The organism is Pseudomonas sp. 4CAES_32.4 (genome assembly GCF_058136335.1).
Genome location: NZ_CM176882.1, coordinates 4,179,932 through 4,195,522 on the forward strand (window position 1 = coordinate 4,179,932; position 15,591 = coordinate 4,195,522).

12 protein-coding genes and 1 pseudogene are annotated in these 15,591 nt (G+C 60.6%); 6 read left to right on the plus strand and 7 right to left on the minus strand.

Annotated elements, in window-relative coordinates; genetic code table 11:
• Positions 1-113: 113 nt before the first annotated feature.
• Positions 114-707 (plus strand): annotated as a pseudogene (locus AC3Y64_RS18750) (methyl-accepting chemotaxis protein); the annotation flags it as partial.
• Positions 708-1,134: 427 nt separating this feature from the next.
• Here the strand turns inward: AC3Y64_RS18750 and AC3Y64_RS18755 are convergent.
• The 5 genes from AC3Y64_RS18755 to AC3Y64_RS18775 form a co-directional block, all read right to left on the minus strand.
• Positions 1,135-2,318 (minus strand): IS3 family transposase gene (locus tag AC3Y64_RS18755; protein ID WP_489984471.1). Its coding sequence is split into 2 segments (ribosomal slippage): positions 1,135-2,054 and positions 2,054-2,318, totalling 1,185 coding nucleotides; the frame shifts between segments, so codons are not numbered across the junction.
• A gap of 525 nt (positions 2,319-2,843) precedes the next feature.
• The gene (locus AC3Y64_RS18760) at positions 2,844-4,157 is read right to left on the minus strand and encodes a sensor histidine kinase (RefSeq protein ID WP_489984830.1); all 1,314 of its coding nucleotides are present in this window, start codon (positions 4,155-4,157) and stop codon (positions 2,844-2,846) included.
• Positions 4,154-4,822 (minus strand): response regulator transcription factor, encoded by a 669-nt coding sequence (locus tag AC3Y64_RS18765; protein ID WP_158955165.1) that lies wholly within the window; start codon positions 4,820-4,822, stop codon positions 4,154-4,156. The genes AC3Y64_RS18760 and AC3Y64_RS18765 overlap by 4 nt, the downstream gene beginning before the upstream one ends.
• Positions 4,823-4,825: 3 nt before the next feature.
• Positions 4,826-5,137 (minus strand): PepSY domain-containing protein, encoded by a 312-nt coding sequence (locus AC3Y64_RS18770; RefSeq protein WP_064389847.1) that lies wholly within the window; start codon positions 5,135-5,137, stop codon positions 4,826-4,828.
• Positions 5,137-5,445, minus strand: a complete 309-nt coding sequence (locus tag AC3Y64_RS18775; RefSeq protein WP_489984831.1) for a PepSY domain-containing protein — start codon at positions 5,443-5,445, stop codon at positions 5,137-5,139. The genes AC3Y64_RS18770 and AC3Y64_RS18775 overlap by 1 nt, the downstream gene beginning before the upstream one ends.
• 241 nt (positions 5,446-5,686) lie before the next feature.
• Between AC3Y64_RS18775 and AC3Y64_RS18780 the strand changes: the two genes are divergently transcribed.
• The 4 genes from AC3Y64_RS18780 (at position 5,687) to codA (ending at position 10,285) form a co-directional block, all read left to right on the plus strand.
• Positions 5,687-6,766 (plus strand): patatin-like phospholipase family protein, encoded by a 1,080-nt coding sequence (locus AC3Y64_RS18780; protein ID WP_489984832.1) that lies wholly within the window; start codon positions 5,687-5,689, stop codon positions 6,764-6,766.
• An 85-nt stretch (positions 6,767-6,851) separates the two neighbouring features.
• Positions 6,852-7,208, plus strand: coding sequence for a 6-carboxytetrahydropterin synthase QueD (queD, locus tag AC3Y64_RS18785; RefSeq protein WP_007915588.1), 357 nt, complete (start codon positions 6,852-6,854; stop codon positions 7,206-7,208).
• A 542-nt stretch (positions 7,209-7,750) separates the two neighbouring features.
• The gene (gene codB / locus AC3Y64_RS18790) at positions 7,751-9,022 is read left to right on the plus strand and encodes a cytosine permease (RefSeq protein WP_489984833.1); all 1,272 of its coding nucleotides are present in this window, start codon (positions 7,751-7,753) and stop codon (positions 9,020-9,022) included.
• A gap of 15 nt (positions 9,023-9,037) precedes the next feature.
• Positions 9,038-10,285 carry a cytosine deaminase gene (codA, locus tag AC3Y64_RS18795; protein ID WP_489984834.1) on the plus strand — a complete coding sequence of 416 codons (1,248 nt, stop codon included), beginning with the start codon at positions 9,038-9,040 and terminating at the stop codon, positions 10,283-10,285.
• A 266-nt stretch (positions 10,286-10,551) separates the two neighbouring features.
• Here the strand turns inward: codA and AC3Y64_RS18800 are convergent, their stop codons facing one another.
• Positions 10,552-11,532 carry a diaminopimelate epimerase gene (locus tag AC3Y64_RS18800; protein WP_489984835.1) on the minus strand — a complete coding sequence of 327 codons (981 nt, stop codon included), beginning with the start codon at positions 11,530-11,532 and terminating at the stop codon, positions 10,552-10,554.
• 239 nt (positions 11,533-11,771) lie between these two features.
• Here AC3Y64_RS18800 and AC3Y64_RS18805 point away from each other — a divergent pair, with 239 nt between their 5' ends.
• Positions 11,772-12,923, plus strand: coding sequence for an MFS transporter (locus AC3Y64_RS18805; RefSeq protein WP_463400349.1), 1,152 nt, complete (start codon positions 11,772-11,774; stop codon positions 12,921-12,923).
• Positions 12,924-13,093: 170 nt separating this feature from the next.
• Here the strand turns inward: AC3Y64_RS18805 and AC3Y64_RS18810 are convergent, their stop codons facing one another.
• Complete coding sequence (locus AC3Y64_RS18810; RefSeq protein WP_489984836.1) at positions 13,094-15,520, minus strand: TonB-dependent siderophore receptor; 2,427 nt, start codon at positions 15,518-15,520, stop codon at positions 13,094-13,096.
• Positions 15,521-15,591 lie beyond the last annotated feature (71 nt).

The window sequence follows — 15,591 nt, forward strand, 5'->3', positions numbered from 1 at the left end:
AAATGAGCGCCACCGCGCAAGACGTCGCGCGCAGCGCCGCCCAGGCTGCCGAAGCCGCCAAGGATGCCGATCGCGCTACCCGCCAAGGCCTGACCGTGATCGACCGCACCACCTCCAGCATCGACACCCTCGCCGCCGACATGAGCGCGGCGATGGTGCAAGTCGAAGGTCTTGCGGCCAACAGCGAGAAGATCGGCGCCGTGCTGGAAACCATCCGCGCCATCGCCGAGCAGACCAACCTGTTGGCGCTCAACGCCGCGATCGAAGCAGCGCGTGCCGGCGAGGCTGGCCGTGGTTTTGCCGTAGTCGCCGATGAAGTACGCAACCTCGCCCGCCGCACCCAGGAGTCGGTGGAAGAAACGCGCCAAGTCATCGAACAATTGCAGAGCGGTACTCAGGATGTGGTCGGCTCGATGGGCAACAGCCATCGTCAGGCGCAAGGCAGCGTTGAACAGGTGGGCCAGGCTGTGACCGCACTGCGGCAGATCGGCGATGCGGTAACGGTGATCAGCGACATGAACCTGCAGATCGCCAGCGCAGCAGAAGAACAGAGTGCGGTAGCCGAGGAGATCAATAACAACGTGGCGACGATCCGTGATGTCACCGAATCGTTGTCCGGGCAGGCGAATGAGTCAGCGCGGGTGAGTCAGTCGCTCAATAGCCTGGCCAATCAACAGCAGAGTTTGATGGATCAGTTCCGCGTCTAAAGCCCACCGTCCCCCCTGTGGGACCTAGCCCTGCTAGCGATGACGGCGTCACATTCAACCTCCGTGTGACTGAACGACCGCTATCGCTAGCAGGGCTAGCTCCCACAAGGGAGGGTGGCGTATTCAAGATCAGCGTTTGGGCAGGCGAATCAACAGCAAAGCCTTATGGATCAGTTCCGCGTCTACAGCCCACCGCAACCCCCCTGTGGGAGCTAGCCCTGCTAGCGATGACGGCGTCACATTCAACCTCCGTGTGACTGAATGACCGCTATCGCTAGCAGGGCTAGCTCCCACAAGGGAGGGTGGCGTATTCAAGATCAGCGTTTAGGCAGGCGAATCAGCAGCAAAGCCTTATGGATCAGTTCCGCGTCTAAAGCCCACCGCAAACCCCCTTGTGGGAGATAGCCCTGCTAGCGATGTGCAGTGGTCAACTAATTCCGGACACCTCGATAGGTGGTTTTGACGCCATCGCCCGCTCATAGACGGTCGGTGGCAGATATCCCAGTTTCGAGTGAAGCCGTTCGTTGTTGTAATACCCAACGATGTACTCGGTGATGTCGCGGATCGCTTCGGTATGATTGGCATAGTCACGTCGCCATACCCGCTCCATTTTCAAGCTCAGGAAGAAGCGTTCCATCACCGCATTGTCCCAGCAATTACCTTTACGGCTCATGCTCTGCTGCATGTCGTTTCTTGCCAGTAAATCTCTGTAAGTTGCACTCGCGTATTGGCTGCCACGATCCGAGTGGGCAATCAGGCCTGGCGGCGGTTGGCGCTGTGCGATGGCCAGTTGCATCGCAGTGCACACCAGCTCTGCCGGCATGTTCGGAGCCATCGACCAGCCCACGATCTTGCGTGAAAACAAGTCCAACACCACGGCCAGATACAGCCAGCCACTGCGGGTGCGGATGTAGGTGATGTCTGCCACCCAAGCCTTGTTTGGCGCCGCCGGATCAAATTTTCGGCTCAGTACATTTTCGGCAATCGGCAGATCATGATTGCTATCGGTCGTGTGCACAAACTTGCGCTTCCAAGCCGAACGTAGCCCATTGGCACGCATCAAACGGCGGATTTTATACAGTCCAACAGACAGGCCTTTGCCGCGCAAAGCGTCGCGCAAGGGCCGGCTGCCGTAGCAGCCACCACTCTCGGCAAAAGACGCCTTGAGTTGCACAACGACAGGACAACTCTGCCGGACGGGCGCATCAGCACGCTTTTGCGACTCATAGAAGCCCGAGCGACTGATGCTCAGTAACCGACAGACATGTGTCACTGAATAGGCCTTCTGTTGCAGCTGCCGAACCAGTCGATACCTTACTTCAGCTCGCGGGCAAAGAAGGCCGTAGCCTTTTTTAAGATGTCGTTATCCATCTTGAGCTGGCGATTTTCCTGTTCCAATTGCCGGATGCGCTGTTGCTCTGCCGTCAATGGCTTGCCGATTCCGGCCTGCCCCAGTTGCTCTGCCTCGTACTGTTGAACCCAGCGTCGAACGGCTGTCTCACCAATGTTCAGATCTTGGCAAACCTGCATAACGGTTAGCCCCTGATCCTTGATCATCTTCACGACTTGCAGCTTGAAGCTGTCGTCGAATGCTCTGCGTTTTTTGGTCATGAATAACTCCTCGATAGATGTATTTTCCACCTATCGGGGTGTCCGGGGAAATTAGACCACTGCAATGACGGCGTCACATTCAACCTCCGTGTGACTGAATGACCGCTATCGCTAGCAGGGCTAGCTCCCACAAGGGAGGGTGGCGTATTCAAGATCAGCGTCTAGGCAGGCGAATCAACAGCAAAGCCTTATGGATCAGTTCCGCGTCTAAAGCCCACCGCAAATCCCCTGTGGGAGCTAGCCCTGCTAGCGATGACGGCGTCACATTCAACCTCCGTGTGACTGAATGACCGCTATCGCTAGCAGGGCTAGCTCCCACAAGGGAGGGTGGCGTATTCAAGATCAGCGTTTGGGCAGGCGAATCAGCAGCAAAGCCTTATGGATCAGTTCCGCGTCTAAAGCCCACCGCCCCTGTGGGAGCTAGCCCTGCTAGCGATGACGGCGTCACATTCAACCTCCGTGTGACTGAATGACCGCTATCGCTAGCAGGGCTAGCTCCCACTAGGGAGGGTGGCGTATTCAAGATCAGCGTTTGGGCAACTCGATTACCACCTTCAACCCGCCCCACTCGCTCTCGCCCAACACCAGCAACCCGCCCCAGGTGTCGACGATGTCGCGGACAATCCCCAGCCCCAGGCCATGCCCGTGGGTCTGCTCGTCCAACCGCGTCCCGCGGCTAAACACCTGGGCGCGCTGCTCTTGAGGAATCCCCGGGCCATCATCTTCCACGCTCAGGGCAAAGCCATCCGTACGCTCGACCACGCTCAAGCGCACTTCGGCATCCGCCCACTTGCACGCGTTATCCAACAGATTGCCGAGCAATTCGAGCAAATCCTCACGATCCCACGGCAGTTGCAATCCCGCCGGTGCGACGTAACTCAACGCCAGATGCTCGCCATGAATCATGTTCAACGTCGCCAGCAATCCCGGTAGTTCCGCATCGCAATCGAACAACGCCCCCGGCAGCGCATCCCCGGATAACCGCGCTCGATTGAGCTCACGGTTTAGCCGTTGCTGCACCTGTTCCAGTTGTTCGGTGAGAACCTTGCGCAACTCGGGATGGGCATCCAGCTTCTCGCTCGATGCCAGGCTCAACAGCACCGCCAACGGCGTTTTCAAGGCATGGCCGAGATTGCCCAAGGCATTGCGCGAACGCTTGAGGCTGTCTTCGGTGTGCGCAAGCAAATGGTTGATCTGCGCCACCAGCGGCTCCAGTTCCACCGGCACCTGATCATCGAGTTGCGAGCGCTGGCCCTGCTGCAATTGCGCGATCTGCTCGCGCGCCCTTTCCAAAGGCTTCAAGGCGCGGCGCACGGTCAGCCGCTGCAAGAACAGAATCAGCAACAATGCCGCCAGGCCCAAGCCGAGGCCGATCTGGCGCATGCGTTGAAAGCTCTCGCGCACCGGCGTGTAATCCTGCGCAACGCTGATCGAAATCGACTGGCCCAAGCGCCGGTAGTCCGAGCGCAGCACCAGCAGTTGCTGCCCGTCCGGGCCCAATTGCAGATTGCTGTGCAGACCGACGTGTTCGAGCAGCGGCAGGTCCTGATCCCACAACGAGCGCGAGCGCCAATGACTGTCGGCAAAATCGATGCGGAAATAGTGCCCGGAAAACGGCCGCTGGTAGGCCGGTGAAAGATGACGTTCGTCCAGTTGCAAACCTTGCGGGCCGCGCACCAGCGCCACCAGCAGGCTTTCACTGTCGTTGCGCAGGCCGGCTTCGAGGTAGCGCTGCAAACCCACTTCGAACAACCACAGACTGGTTTGCGCCAGCACCACGCCGACGATGACCATCACGCTGATCAAACCCAGGCTCAAGCGGCGCTGGATTGACCTCACGAAGCTTGCCCGCCGAACAGGTAGCCCTGGCCGCGACGGGTTTCGATGACGCTTTTGCCGAGCTTGCGGCGCAGGTGATTGACGTGCACTTCGAGGACGTTGGAGTCACGCTCGGTTTCACCGTCGTACAGGTGTTCGGCGAGGTGACTCTTGGAGAGGATCTGTTCGGGGTGGAGCATGAAATAGCGCAGTAGGCGGAATTCGGCAGCGGTCAGTTGAATATCGGCGCCGTCACGCACCACGCACTGGCGCCCCTCGTCCAGATGCAGGCCGGCAGCCTTGAGCGTCGGCTGATTGGCCTGGCCTTTGGAGCGACGCAGCAGCGACTGAATGCGCAAGTACAACTCTTCGGGATGGAACGGTTTGGTCAGGTAATCGTCGGCGCCGGCCTTCAATCCCTCAATGCGTTCAGCCCAGGAATCGCGCGCGGTCAGGATCAACACTGGAATCGCCAGACCGCCAGCGCGCCACTGCGTCAACACCTCGAGCCCCGGAACGCCGGGCAGGCCGAGGTCGAGAATGATCAGGTCATACGGCTCACTGCTGCCCTGATACAGCGCATCGCGACCGTCCGCCAACCAATCCACCGCATAGCCTTGGCGCTGCAGACCGGCGAGCAATTCGTCGGCCAGCGGTACGTGGTCTTCCACCAATAGCAAACGCATCGATCAATCTTCCTTGTCTTTCACAAGTTCGCCGGTAGCGGCTTTCAGGTGCAGCTCGCGAGCCACGCCTTCGGCGGTCAGCAACTCGACTTCATAAATATAGATGTCATGTTTTTCTTCCAGCTCGACTTCCAGCAGTTTCGCGCCGGGATAGCGATCCATCGCCTGCTGCAGCACTTGCTCCAGCGGCAGGATCACCCCCTGCTTGCGCAGATTGAGGGCTTCGTCCGGACCGAGGTCGCGGGCCATCGCCGTCGAGCAAAACAACACCAGCACCCACGCCGTGCGGCGGGTGGCGCGAACATTAACCTTCATTACGTATCCTGATGATCCTTGAGAACCTGCCCGGTCACCGCGTCTAATTCCAGATCCCATTCCAGCCCCTCTGGGTCACGCATTTCGATCTGGTAAATGTACTTGCCGTACTGCTCTTCCAGCTCGGTATCGGTGATCGTCGAGCCCGGATGTTTGCTCAGCGCGGTGGCATTGAGCTTCTCGAAGGAGACGATAGTACCAGCGTCACGCAGACGCAGGGCTTCATCGGGGCCCAGATCGCGGGCGTGGGCGAGGCTGGCAGTGAAACCGAGGATCGAGGCAATGGACAGGGCAGTCAGGGTTTTCATGGTGTCTCCGTATTTTTTATGTGCAGCTTTACGGTGGGCACCTTAGCGATTTGAACTTAACTGAAACTGAATTGCCATCATTGCTCCTCCCCAGAATATTTCCCGTAGGAGCTGCCGAAGGCTGCGATCTGTTGATCTTGTTTTTAAAAGACAGGATCAAAAGATCGCAGCCTTCGGCAGCTCCTACAGGATTCTGTAACATGTGCTTATAATTGTTCGCTTGCTAACGATCGAGACCGGTATGACCGCCATCCACATCAAATTCCCCGCCCTCACCCTCAAGGCCGGCCCGCGTGCTATGGCGCGGATTCGCGCGCAGGGCTTGAACGCTGCCGATGTCGGCACCCTGCCCGGCGCCGCCGGTGGGCCAAAGGCGTTGGGGATTCAAGGACTGGATCTGGCGCTGTTCGGCGAATGGTTGCCCAGCGCGCCGCGTGAGCGCTCGCTGATCGGCGCCTCGGTGGGTTCCTGGCGCTTCGCCAGCGCTTGCCTGCCGGACGCCGCCGAAGGCATTCGCCGTCTCGGTCATCTGTACGCCGAGCAGAACTTCAACAAAGGCGTGACCATGGCCGAGATCAGTCAGAGCTCGCAGCGCATGCTCAATGACCTGCTCGACGGCCGCGACGCGAGCATCCTCGACAATGCCCACTACCGCTTGAACATCATGGTGGTGAAAAGTCAGGGGCGGCTGGCCGATGATCATCGCGGTCGCCTCGGGCTGGCGCTGGGCTCGGTGATTGCCGACAACCTGCGCGGTCGCGCACGGCTGTCGCGGCACTTCGAACGGCTGATCATCCACGATCCGCGCCTGGCGCCACCGGTCAATGCGCTTAGCGATTTCCCCTCGCGCTTCGTCGCGCTGAACGCCGGCAATCTGCGCCAAGCCTTGTTGGCCTCGGGTTCGATCCCGATGGTCATGGAAGGCGTGCGTGATCTGCCGGGCGCCGGTGCCGGAACCTTCCGCGATGGTGGCTTGCTCGACTACCACCTCGACTTGCCCTACAGCGGCGACGGCATCGTGCTCTATCCGCACTTCACCGACCGGGTGATTCCCGGTTGGTTTGACAAGACCTTACCGTGGCGCAAGGCCTCGGTGGAGCGCTTGCAGGACGTGCTGTTGCTCGCGCCGTCGAAGGAATATCTGGCGCGCCTGCCCTACGGTAAACTGCCCGACCGTAACGACTTCAAACGCTTCATGGGCGATGCGCCGAGCCGGCAAAAATACTGGCACGCGGCGATGGACGAGAGCCGCCGCCTGGGCGATGAGTTCCTCGAACTGACTGCCAATGGTCGCCTCGCCGAGCGCTTGCTGACCCTTTAGTCAGCACGGCCAAACACAAGCTGGTAAACTCGCCGCCTGCCCGAATCGCTGCGGCGAACGTCATCTGAACAGAGCTGAAAATACCGTGGAAATCTTCAAAGAGTTTACCTTCGAATCCGCCCACCGCCTGCCGCACGTCCCGGACGGCCACAAGTGCGGACGTCTGCACGGTCACTCGTTCAAAGTGGCGCTTCACCTGAGTGGCGACCTCGATCCGCACACCGGCTGGATTCGCGATTTCTCCGAAATCAAGGCGATCTTCAAGCCGCTGTACGAGCGTCTGGATCACAACTACCTGAACGACATTCCTGGCCTGGAAAACCCGACCAGCGAAGTGCTGGCGAAATTCATCTGGAATGAAATGAAGCCATTGCTGCCGGAACTGAGCGCGATCCGTATTCACGAAACGTGCACCAGCGGTTGCATCTATCGCGGCGAGTAATCCCAGACACCCCAATCTCACTGTGGGAGCCAGCCCTGCTAGCGATGGCGGACGGTCAGTCGATCCTTTTATTGACTGAACCACCGCAATCGCCAGCAGAGCTGGCTCCCACAGGGGATGGGTGTTTAGTCCGGGAAATAGAGAACAGCCTTCACGGCTGTTTTTTTACGCCTATGCTTTTTGGCTTCCCACCCGCCAAGAGGACAGGCCGATGACAGCCATCGTCGCCGCCCTGATTCGCTTTCTCTGACAAGCCCCAAATGCCCCTCACACTGATCGTTCCCACGCTCTGCGTTCGGCTTTGGAGTGGGACGCGCAGCGTCCCGGGCTGCATTCCCACCCGGAGCGTGGGAACGAGCAAAAGATCGTCCGAACGCGGCCCAAGCCTTCGGCAGCCCCTACATTGGGCTTCGGGGTGTTGGGGTGCACTGTTTTCGCGCCGTCCGACGCGCCTCGTCTATACATAACCCGCGCCACCCGGCATTTGGCACGACCACTGCAACCCTTCCCCGCGTCTCTCCCTTTCCAGCAAGGACCGCCCCATGACGCAGCACGCTCCCGGCAACGATTACCCCCTCAGCGAAGTCCCCATGCACGCGCGCAAAGGCCTGGCCTCGACGGCGATGGTGTTACTGGGCTTCACGTTTTTCACCGCGACCATGTTCGCCGGCGGCAAGCTTGGCGTAGCGTTCGGTTTCGCCGAGATGATGGCGGTGATCATCGTCGGCAACTTGCTGCTCGGCCTCTACGCGGCGGGCCTGGGCTACATCGCTTTCAAAAGCGGCCTCAATTCTGTGTTGATGGGCCGCTTCTGCTTCGGTGAAGTGGGCAGCAAGCTCAGCGACCTGATCCTCGGTTTCACCCAGATCGGCTGGTACGCCTGGGGCACGGCGACCGCTGCGGTGGTGATCGGCAAATACTTTGATTTGAACGAAGGCACGGTGCTTGGCCTGATGGTGTTGTTCGGTCTGATGTTCTGCGCCACCGCTTACGTCGGTTATCGCGGGCTGGAGATTCTCTCGTACATCGCGGTGCCGGCGATGATGTTGCTGCTGTTGCTGTCGATGTGGGTGGCCACGGTGAAAGTCGGCGGCTTCGAAGGCTTGCTCAGCGTCGTCCCGAGCGGTTCGCTGGACTGGTCGACGGCGATCACGCTGGTCTTTGGCACCTTCGTCAGTGGCGCCACGCAGGCAACCAACTGGACACGTTTTTCGCGCTCGGCAAAAGTCGCGGTGCTGGCCAGCCTGATCGGTTTCTTCATCGGCAACGGCCTGATGGTGCTGATCGGCGCGTACGGCGCCATCGTTTATCAACAGCCGGACGTGGTTGAAGTGCTGCTGTTGCAAGGTTTCGCCATGGCCGCGATGGCCATGCTGTTGCTGAACATCTGGAGCACCCAGGACAACACCATCTACAACTTCGCCGTCGCCGGTTGCAACCTGCTGCGCACCGGTCGGCGCAAGACCGTGACCCTCGCCGGCGCAGTGATCGGCACCCTGCTCGCCCTGCTCGGTATGTACGACATGCTGGTGCCGTATCTGATTCTGCTCGGCACGGTGATTCCGCCGATTGGCGGGGTGATCATGGCTGACTTTTTCTACCGCTGGCGCGGGCACTATCCGCGCTTGGCCGACGCACGGTTACCGGCGTTCAACTGGCCGGGGCTCGGGGCCTACGCCGTTGGCACCGTCGCCGCGTTCAGCTCGCCATGGGTCGCGCCGCTGGTAGGGATCGCCGCTGCCGCGCTAACGTATGTCATCGTCACCGGTCTGCTCGGCGCCCGCAGCGCCAGCGCGCCACTACAAGACTTATAAAAAAGGATTCGCCTGATGCACATCATCAACGCCCGACTGCGCAACCAGGAAGGTTTGCACGAACTGCACCTTGAAGACGGGCTGATCCGCAGCATCGCCCGCCAGACCGAAGCGCCGACGCTGGGCCCGGAAGACCTCGACGCCGGCGGCAATCTGGTGGTGCCGCCCTTCGTCGAGCCGCACATTCACCTCGACGCCACCCTCACCGCCGGCGAGCCGCGCTGGAACATGAGCGGCACGCTGTTCGAAGGCATCGAATGCTGGGGCGAGCGCAAGGTCACCATCACCGAAGAAGACACCAAGACCCGCGCCAGGAAAACCATTCAGGCGCTGGCGGCTCACGGCATTCAGCATGTGCGCACCCACGTCGACGTCACCGACCCGCAACTCACCGCGCTCAAAGCCATGCTCGAAGTGCGCGAGGAAAGCCGTCACCTCATCGACCTGCAGATCGTCGCGTTCCCGCAGGAAGGCATCGAGTCGTTCCGCAACGGCCGCGAGCTGATGGAGGAGTCGATCCGCATGGGCGCCGATGTGGTCGGTGGCATTCCGCATTTCGAGTACACCCGTGATCAGGGCGTCAGTTCGGTGAAATTCCTGATGGACCTGGCCGAGCGCACCGGTTGCCTGGTCGATGTGCATTGCGACGAAACCGACGACCCGCATTCACGCTTCCTTGAAGTGCTCGCCGAAGAAGCACGCAGCCGCGACATGGGCGCCCTCGTCACCGCCAGCCACACCACGGCGATGGGTTCTTACGACAACGCCTACTGCGCGAAACTGTTCCGCTTGCTCGGGCATTCCGGGATCAGTTTTGTCTCCTGCCCGACCGAAAGCATTCACCTGCAGGGGCGCTTCGACAATTTCCCGAAACGCCGTGGCGTCACCCGTGTGAACGAGTTGCTCGAAGCCGGGATGAACGTGTGTTTCGGCCAGGATTCCATCGTCGATCCGTGGTATCCGCTGGGCAACGGCAACATCCTGCGCGTGCTCGAAGCCGGGCTGCACATCTGCCACATGCTCGGCTATCGCAACCTGCAAAGTGCCCTGGATCTAGTCACCGACAACAGCGCCAAAGCCATGCACTTGGGTGAGCGTTATGGCCTGGAACAGGGGCGCCCGGCGAACCTGCTGATCCTCTCGGCGGACAACGATTACGAGGTGATCCGCAGTCAGGGCTTGCCGCTGTATTCGATTCGCGGCGGCAAGGTGTTGATGAAGCGGACGATGCCGACGGTCGAGTTCAGTACCGCGCTGAGCTGAAATCCTGCTTGGGGCTGAATGCCCCATCGCTGGCAAGCCAGGCTCCCACAGGGTTTTTTGTTGAACACCTCATTTGTGTGCGCCACTGCCCCCCTGTAGGAGTGAGCCTGCTCGCGATCGCGGTAGATCAGGCAACATCTGTATTGAATGCCAGTCTGCTATCGCGAGCAGGCTCACTCCTACATTGGACAGTGGCTGTATTCAGTAACTGCGCTCCGCACAGAACCCTGTGGGAGCCTGGCTTGCCAGCGATGGCGGCATTGAATTCAGTCCATCAACCGCGCCGTGCCGAACAGTCTGACCCGCATCAATTCCCCGTCCACTTCTTCGAGCAAAATCGGAGCGGTTCCGCCGGGCATGACCACTTGCACTTCCCCGGCTGTCACCCAACCCACCCGCCATGCCGCAGACGCCACCGCACTGGCACTGGTGCCGGATGAGGCTGTCGGTCCTTCTCCACGTTCGAAGACCCGGGCGACGATTCGCTGCGCAGATTCACGTGCCGCCCATTGCAGATTGACGCCCGCCGGGCAGGGTTCTCCCGCACCGGTCGGTACGGCGTAGGCGATTCGGGTCAGGCCTTCATTCAGTGGCGATTCGCGCATCTGTTCGTTGCTTGGCAATGCGGCCTTGTCGCTGAGTAACGTCACGCAATGCGGATTGCCAATTCGCACAAACTGGCTGTGTGACCATGCCGGATCGAGTGTCGCCAGCGGCTTCACCTGACTCACGCCACGCCCGTTGAAATCGACGTTGTCCACGTTCTGCGCAGCCACCGCACGAGGCCCGAAACCGGGTTGGCCGAGATCGAGCCAGAAGCCTTGAGCGCCTTCGACTTCCGCCGGTTTCACCGAGGTTTCCACCGCCTCACCCTTATCGTGATGCACGCGCAACATCGCACCATCGCGCGGCATCAAGCCTTGCCCAGTGAGCGCCTGAGAGAAAATCGTCAAGCCGTTGCCACTGCGTTCAGCAAGGGAGCCGTCGGTGTTGACGATCAGCACATCGAACGGTGGCGATGTCTGGAACGGGCCGATCAGCAGGCCGTCGCTGCGGTGGGATTTGCTGTTCGGTGGACGCTGGCCTGCGGGCCAGTCGCAGCAGAGGCTGATCGCCGCCTCGCTCCAAGACTGGCGGGAGGACGCACATTCGGCAGCGCTGGCAGGCAAATCAATGCCCGCCTCGCGCAAGGCTTGCGGCGAAACCACACCATAAACATTGCCCCGCGCGTCATAAAACTGCGTCATCACTCATAATCCCTGCAACCGAAAAAACCAACTGTAAACCGCAATCCACTGTAGGAGCTGCGGCACGCTGCGATCTTTTGATTCTGATCCTGAAAAAACAGATCAAAAGATCGCAGCGTGCCGCAGCTCCTACAGGAGAAGGTACGATGTTGTCTGTACTTCCTCGAATGACTGGCGATCGAACCTCATCGCTGAATCACTGTCCTTCGGGGACGCGAAGTTTTTTGCCAAGGATCGATATGACCAGCCTCAACGCCCAAGCCACCTTCGTCCCCGGACGCCTGCAACAGATGTCCACGCGCATCGCCTTTTTCATCGCCGGGCTCGGCATTGCCGCGTGGGCGCCGCTGGTGCCGTACGCCAAGGCGCGCGCCGGGCTTGATGAGGGCACGTTGGGCCTGTTGCTGTTGTGCCTCGGAGTCGGTTCGATTCTGGCGATGCCGCTGGCGGGGATTCTGGCCACGCGCTTCGGTTGCCGGCGCGTTGCAACGGGCGGCACGCTGCTGATCTGCGCGGCATTACCGTTGCTGGCGACGGTGTCGTCGATACCCGCATTGATCGCCACGCTGTTCATGTTCGGAGCGGGACTGGGCACCGTGGATTCGACGGTAAACCTGCAAGCGGTGATCGTCGAACGCGCCAGCGGCAAGAACATGATGTCGGGCTTTCACGGCTTGTTCAGCCTCGGCGGGATCGTCGGCGCGGCGGGCGTCAGCGCCCTGCTCGGCCTCGGGTTGACGCCGCTGGCCGCGATGCTGGTGGTGGTCGTGGTGCTAATCGCGGCGCTGTTCAAATGCGTACCGCACATGTTGCCTTACGGCAGTGAAAGCTCGGGCCCGGCGTTCGCCATCCCCCACGGTATCGTGCTGTTTATCGGCGGGATGTGCTTCATCGTCTTTCTCACCGAAGGCGCGGCGCTGGACTGGAGTGCGGTATTTCTGGCGCAGGAACGCGGGATCGACACAGCGTATGCAGGGCTGGGCTACGCGGCGTTTGCGTTGACCATGACCGCCGGGCGTTTGATGGGTGACCGGATTGTGCGGATCGTCGGTGCGACACGGATCATTCTGTTTGGCGGGCTGTTGGCCGCGGCCGGTTTGTTCCTGGCGACGTTCGCGCCGAGCTGGGAAGCGGCGCTGGTCGGTTATGCGCTGGTTGGCGCTGGCTGTTCGAACATTGTCCCGGTGCTGTACACGGCGGTGGGCAAGCAAACGGTGATGCCGGAAAGCATTGCGGTGCCGGCGATTACCACGCTGGGTTATGCAGGGATTCTGGCGGGCCCGGCGGTGATCGGCTTTGTCGCGCACGCCAGCAGTTTGAGTTTTGCCTTTGGCCTGATGGCGCTGCTGCTGGTGGCAGTGGCCATTGGCGGGAAAGTGTTGAAGGTCTGAAGCAAAAGATCGTCCGATCGCGGCCCGAGCCTGCGGCAGCTCCTACATGAGATCGTTCCCACGCTCTGCGTGGGAATGCCTCAATGGACGCTCCGCGTCCGCTTTTGGACGCAGAGCGTCCCGGGCTGCATTCCCACGCGGAGCGTGGGAACGATCAGTTACCTTACGTTTTAAAAACCCACGCTGGCCTGCACAAAGAACGTGCGCGGCGCCCCCACATACATCCCCGAGTTGTTGTCGCTGGAGCGGGTGAAATACTGCTTGTCGAAGATGTTCTTCACCCCGGCGCCGAGCTTCAGGTTCGACACCTGCGGCCCGAAATCATACCCGCCACGCACGTTCCAGGTGACGTAACCCGGAATGTCGCCGTACTGCCCGTCCGCCGTGCCGTCGGTGATGTAGTTGCCGTTGAAGCTGCCATCGGCATTCACACCGGTGCCCGGCGAGCGCTGCTTGGACTGAGCGAAACCATCAATGTTGTAGGTCCAGCGGTCGATGTCGTAACGCAAACCGACGGTTGCCACCTGGCGCGAATAGAACGGCAGATCACGGCCCTTGAAGCCCGGAATCTCGCCTTCATAAGTCGCGCGGGTGTAAGTCAGACCGGCATTGGCAGTCAGACCGTCAAGACGCGGATCGAGCGCAGCCATGTCGTAATGCACCGAGGCTTCGATGCCTTGGTGCTTGGTCGCGCCAAGGTTGGTCCAGCCGACGTCATTGCTGATGTATTGCAGTTCGTCATCGAAGTCGATGTAGAACAGCGTCACTTCCCCGCCCCACACGTCATCGTTGTAGCGCGTACCGATTTCATAAGTCTTGGCTTTCTCCGGTTCCAGACCGTTGGCCGTCTGATCACCCGAACCGCCTTGGCCGAGCTGGAAATACTGCAGGCTGCCAAACGAAGTTTCGTAGTTGGCGAACAGCTTCCAGGCGTCCGACAGGTGATACATCACGCTCAGCGCCGGCAGCGGTTCGTTGCTTTCGATGCTGCGGTTTTTCTCCGGCACGCGTCTGCCAGCGGTGTCGAGCACGGCGCGATCGTGCCAGTCGGTGCTGATGTGTTCGAAGCGAATGCCAGGGGTGATTGTCCAGTTGCCGACGTCGATTTTGTTGTCGACGTAAACCGAGTTGGCCTCGGTGCCGCCGGTGCGATCCTGGAATACGTGACCGTCGGACGTCGGCGTCACCACCGGTTGGTTGTTGACCAGCGCCAGACGACTCGACTGCTCGTGCATCGCCTCTTTCAGGTAGCGATAACCGACGCTGACTTCTTGCGTGGTCGGGCCGACATCGAAGACGCGCGACACCCTTGGCTCGATGCCCAGCGTGTAGTACGAACGCGGATAGGAACTGAGGGTTTTCTGGTCACGCGCAGCGATGGTACTGCCGCGAAAGCTGTCGGTGTAATAGGTGAGAATTTCCGCCTGGGTGCGCTCGTCGATCTGACGAATCCATTTGAACGACACGTCTTTGCGGCGGCCACTGAACTGGTCGTAGTCACGCACCGAATCGTACGGTTTGTCGTCGTACTGCTTTTGCGTCAGGCCGCCGGGCATGTCGGCGCTGGCGTCGTAGTAGTGGAAATTGAGGCTGAAATCGTCCTGATCGGTCGGCGCCCAGTGCGTCTTGAGCAATACGTCGTCGATGTCGTTGCCATTGTTGCGCTCGCGGTAACCGTTGCCGTTGACGCCCGAGTACAACAATGCCACGCCCATGCCGTTGTCGGCGGTGCCGCCGAGGAACGCGGTGTCGATGTGTTTCCAGCCGCCGTACTGGGTGGTTTCCAGGGTGGTGCCGATTTCACCAGTGGCTTTTTCCGGGATCGCACGGGTGACGAAGTTGATCACGCCACCGACGTTTTGCGGCCCATAACGCACGGAACCGGCGCCGCGCACGACGTCGATACCGTCGAGGTTGCCCGAGGAAATCGGCGCCATCGACAATTGCGGTTGGCCGTACGGCGCGAACGCGGCAGGCACGCCATCGATCAACACCGTGGAGCGCGGCGACAGACGCGAGGTCAGACCGCGCACGCCGACGTTGAGGGAAATATCACTGCCGCCGGTGCCGTTGTTGTCCTGCACCTGCACGCCGGGCACACGCTTGAGCACGTCGCTGACGTTCATTGCGCCCTGCTCGACCATGGCTTCGCGGCGGATCACCGTGCGTGCGCCGGGGTGGTTCTGCACCACGGCGGCGTTGGCATCGCCGAGCCAGTCGCCGACCACCTTGATGTCGGTCACGCCCAGTTCCAGCGGGCCATTGCTGGCGGCAGAAGTCGCAGCGGGCGACAGGGTCACCGAGCCTTCGTTGATCTGATAATCCAGACCGCTGCCTTGCAGCAACTGACGCAGTGCCTGCTCCGGGGAGATGTCGCCATCGACGGCCGGGGCCTGTTTGCCGGCGACCAGATCGGGGCTGAAAAACACCTGAAGAGAAGTCTGCTGGCCCAGCTCGCTCAGGGCCTGACCCAACGGTTGCGCACGGATATGAATCGCTTCACCGGCAAACGCCAGCGGCATCGCGGCGTTGACCGCCAGCGCGAGGGCCAGCGGTAACCAAGGGGATTTTTTGTTGTTGGCAGGGGTGGTTTTCACGTCGAACGTAGTCCTGTGGATCGCAAGAGTGTGCGGCTGTTAATGCAAACCAGTTGCAGTTGAACAGGAAG

Excerpts from the sequence above, each read along its gene's own strand:
- AC3Y64_RS18775 (WP_489984831.1), bottom strand. The coding sequence starts at position 5,445 with ATGAAAACCCTGACTGCCCTGTCCATTGCCTCGATCCTCGGTTTCACT.
- AC3Y64_RS18765 (WP_158955165.1), bottom strand. The coding sequence starts at position 4,822 with ATGCGTTTGCTATTGGTGGAAGACCACGTACCGCTGGCCGACGAATTG.
- AC3Y64_RS18800 (WP_489984835.1), bottom strand. The coding sequence starts at position 11,532 with ATGACGCAGTTTTATGACGCGCGGGGCAATGTTTATGGTGTGGTTTCG.
- AC3Y64_RS18770 (WP_064389847.1), bottom strand. The coding sequence starts at position 5,137 with ATGAAGGTTAATGTTCGCGCCACCCGCCGCACGGCGTGGGTGCTGGTG.
- codB (WP_489984833.1), top strand. The coding sequence starts at position 7,751 with ATGACGCAGCACGCTCCCGGCAACGATTACCCCCTCAGCGAAGTCCCC.
- AC3Y64_RS18780 (WP_489984832.1), top strand. The coding sequence starts at position 5,687 with ATGACCGCCATCCACATCAAATTCCCCGCCCTCACCCTCAAGGCCGGC.
- codA (WP_489984834.1), top strand. The coding sequence starts at position 9,038 with ATGCACATCATCAACGCCCGACTGCGCAACCAGGAAGGTTTGCACGAA.
- AC3Y64_RS18805 (WP_463400349.1), top strand. The coding sequence starts at position 11,772 with ATGACCAGCCTCAACGCCCAAGCCACCTTCGTCCCCGGACGCCTGCAA.